2 protein-coding genes are annotated in these 3,012 nt (G+C 64.8%); both read left to right on the top strand.

All coding sequences use genetic code 11. The annotated features are described in order from the left end of the window. Window positions 1–79: 79 nt before the first annotated feature. The gene (locus S2M10_RS21875) at window positions 80–1,195 is read left to right on the top strand and encodes an IS110 family transposase (RefSeq protein WP_168847983.1); all 1,116 of its coding nucleotides are present in this window, start codon (window positions 80–82) and stop codon (window positions 1,193–1,195) included. A 388-nt stretch (window positions 1,196–1,583) separates the two neighbouring features. Continuing rightward, window positions 1,584–2,699 (top strand): IS110 family transposase, encoded by a 1,116-nt coding sequence (locus tag S2M10_RS21870; protein ID WP_168847982.1) that lies wholly within the window; start codon window positions 1,584–1,586, stop codon window positions 2,697–2,699. Window positions 2,700–3,012: the final 313 nt, after the last annotated feature.

Here is a 3,012-nt window from a genome sequence, read left to right as displayed (position 1 = left end):
TAGACCCCATGACTGCCGGAGCCGCGGGGGCTCAAATCTGAGATGCTGACGATGGATTTGTCAGCACTGGAGGCGAGTCATGACGGAAGCAGTGAAATACGTCGGTCTGGACGTGCATAAGGAAACCATCGCGGTCGCGGTTGCCGATGGAGAGCGCGGAGGCGAGGTGCGTTTTGTTGGCACGGTCGCCAACGAGGACGACGCGGTCAGAAAGCTGGTCAAGCGGCTGACGGCGCCGGGCGTGAGGTTGAGCGTCTGCTACGAGGCTGGCCCTTGCGGCTATGGCCTGCACCGGCTGCTGACGAAACTTGGGCAGGCTTGTATCGTCATCGCCCCCTCGATGATGCCACGACGGCCGGGCGATCATGTGAAGACCGACCGGCGTGACGCAATGACGCTGGCCCGACTGTTGCGTGCTGGCGAGCTTACCGCGATCTGGGTTCCGGACGAAGCGCACGAGGCGGTGCGTGATCTGATCCGCGCCCGACGCAGCGCACAGGAAGATGCCACCGGGGCCAAACAGACCGTGCGCAGCTTCTTGCTGCGGCACGATCGTCGTTTCGGCGGCAAGGCGGCCTGGACGAAGATGTACTGGCGGTGGTTGTCCGAACAGCGGTTCGACTTCCCCCATCAGCAGCTGGCATTTGAGGAGATGCAGAAGCGGGTGCTCGAGGCGCAGGCGCGGGTTGGACGGCTCGAGGCGGCGCTGGGCGACGCGGTAGATGCATGGCGTTTCGCGCCGCTGGTCCGCAATCTTCAGGTCCTGCGCGGCATCAGGCTGGTCAGCGCCGCGACGCTGGTCGCCGAGGTCGGTGATCTGACCCGCTTCGACAAGCCCAAGCAGTTGATGGCCTATGTCGGCTTGGTGCCGTCCGAGCATTCTAGCGGTGCCCGGACCAAGCGTGGTCGGATCACGCGCGCGGGTAACGCGCAGGCACGCACCATGCTGATCGAGGCTGGCTGGTCGTATCGACTGCCCGCTCGCGAGGAACGCCGCTATCGTGAGCGCGTCATCGACTTGCCCGAAGAGATCCAGGCGATTGGATGGAAGGCGCAGGTTCGTCTCTGCCAGCGCTACCGTCGCCTCGCGGCCGCAGGCAAGCCCCAGCCCAAGGTAACCACCGCGATCGCGCGTGAACTGGTCGGCTATGCTTGGGACATCGCCCGACGCGTACCACCGGCGGTCGCCACTTGATCTTCCAACCAGCAGTGAGAGGAGGCGCCAGCGCACCATCTGCATAGCCTTGGCCGGCGTGCCGCGGGCACCCGACTGTGATGGGCAATCCACGGTGTACGGTGGGGCAGGTTCGTCCGACGCCCGAACTTAGACGGAGGATAGGCCCAGCGACGGATACGGGTAGTGCGGTAACCAACCCGCGGATGAGAGCGTGATCAATCGTCGTCGATCAGGCGCCCGCGGCACACCCGCCAAGGTCAATGCGACCGCTGGTCTCGCGGCCAGCGAAGGACTAAACTCGGTCAGCATCTCGGATGGCAGTCATGAGAGACCCCATGACTGCCGGAGCCGCGGGGGCTCAAATCTGAGATGCTGACGATGGATTTGTCAGCACTGGAGGCGAGTCATGACGGAAGCAGTGAAATACGTCGGTCTGGACGTGCATAAGGAAACCATCGCGGTCGCGGTTGCCGATGGAGAGCGCGGAGGCGAGGTGCGTTTTGTTGGCACGGTCGCCAACGAGGACGACGCGGTCAGAAAGCTGGTCAAGCGGCTGACGGCGCCGGGCGTGAGGTTGAGCGTCTGCTACGAGGCTGGCCCTTGCGGCTATGGCCTGCACCGGCTGCTGACGAAACTTGGGCAGGCTTGTATCGTCATCGCCCCCTCGATGATGCCACGACGGCCGGGCGATCATGTGAAGACCGACCGGCGTGACGCAATGACGCTGGCCCGACTGTTGCGTGCTGGCGGGCTTACCGCGATCTGGGTTCCGGACGAAGCGCACGAGGCGGTGCGTGATCTGATCCGCGCCCGACGCAGCGCACAGGAAGATGCCACCGGGGCCAAACAGACCGTGCGCAGCTTCTTGCTGCGGCACGATCGTCGTTTCGGCGGCAAGGCGGCCTGGACGAAGATGTACTGGCGGTGGTTGTCCGAACAGCGGTTCGACTTCCCCCATCAGCAGCTGGCATTTGAGGAGATGCAGAAGCGGGTGCTCGAGGCGCAGGCGCGGGTTGGACGGCTCGAGGCGGCGCTGGGCGACGCGGTAGATGCATGGCGTTTCGCGCCGCTGGTCCGCAATCTTCAGGTCCTGCGCGGCATCAGGCTGGTCAGCGCCGCGACGCTGGTCGCCGAGGTCGGTGATCTGACCCGCTTCGACAATCCCAAGCAGTTGATGGCCTATGTCGGCTTGGTGCCGTCCGAGCATTCTAGCGGTGCCCGGACCAAGCGTGGTCGGATCACGCGCGCGGGTAACGCGCAGGCACGCACCATGCTGATCGAGGCTGGCTGGTCGTATCGACTGCCCGCTCGCGAGGAACGCCGCTATCGTGAGCGCGTCATCGACTTGCCCGAAGAGATCCAGGCGATTGGATGGAAGGCGCAGGTTCGTCTCTGCCAGCGCTACCGTCGCCTCGCGGCCGCAGGCAAGCCCCAGCCCAAGGTAACCACCGCGATCGCGCGTGAACTGGTCGGCTATGCTTGGGACATCGCCCGACGCGTACCACCGGCGGTCGCCACTTGATCTTCCAACCAGCAGTGAGAGGAGGCGCCAGCGCACCATCTGCATAGCCTTGGCCGGCGTGCCGCGGGCACCCGACTGTGATGGGCAATCCACGGTGTACGGTGGGGCAGGTTCGTCCGACGCCCGAACTTAGACGGAGGATAGGCCCAGCGACGGATACGGGTAGTGCGGTAACCAACCCGCGGATGAGAGCGTGATCAATCGTCGTCGATCAGGCGCCCGCGGCACACCCGCCAAGGTCAATGCGACCGCTGGTCTCGCGGCCAGCGAAGGACTAAACTCGGTCAGCATCTCGGATGGCAGTCATGAGAGC

The organism is Sphingomonas sp. S2M10 (assembly GCF_012650175.1).
Taxonomy (GTDB): domain Bacteria; phylum Pseudomonadota; class Alphaproteobacteria; order Sphingomonadales; family Sphingomonadaceae; genus Sphingomonas.
Note: the sequence above shows the minus strand (reverse complement) of the source record. Positions and strands in the feature narration are given on the sequence as shown.